Origin of the sequence: Leisingera sp. ANG-Vp (assembly GCF_000813725.1) — a bacterium.
Classification (GTDB): domain Bacteria; phylum Pseudomonadota; class Alphaproteobacteria; order Rhodobacterales; family Rhodobacteraceae; genus Leisingera.
The window spans coordinates 1-523 of record NZ_JWLD01000141.1; the positions used below are offsets into that span (position 1 = coordinate 1).

Genomic DNA, 523 nt, shown 5'->3' on the forward strand with positions numbered 1-523 from the left:
ACCAGAAAGAAGCAGCAGGCGGCCAGATCAGGCCAGCGCCCGCTCAAACCGCCAGACAGTGAGGGTGAAGCTGCCGTTTGGCACTTCCAGGTCCTCGTCCTGTTTGCCGGTGCAGGTCCAGCCGCATTTGCGGTAGAAATGCGCGGCGCGCTCATTGCCGATGGAGCAGGACAGGACAGCGCGCGGGTGGCCCGCTTGCCGGATGATCTCCCCGGCGTCCCGCATCAGCGCCTGCGCGGCGCCGCTGCCGCGCGCGGCCGGGTCCACATAGAGCTGGTAAAGCTCATTTCCCAGGATCACGGAAAACCCCAGGAGCCGCCCGCCGGAGCGGGCGATCCGGGTGGCGGGCAGATGCCTGGCCAGCCGGGTTTCAAAGCTGTCCAGCGTTCTGAGTTTTGTCAGGGCTTCCGGCACAATGGCGGCATGGGCCTCGTGCCAGCCGCTGTGCCAGAGCGCGGCGAGGGTGGGAATGTCCCCGGGGCGGGCGGTCTCAAATGCAATTCTCATGGGGGCACTATGGGGG

General features: G+C 66.9%; 1 protein-coding gene. It reads right to left on the reverse strand.

Annotated features, from left to right (window positions below; genetic code table 11):
• Positions 1-27: 27 nt before the first annotated feature.
• On the reverse strand, positions 28-523 hold a 496-nt coding region (locus RA20_RS24460), incomplete at its 5' end, for a GNAT family N-acetyltransferase (RefSeq protein WP_206540126.1).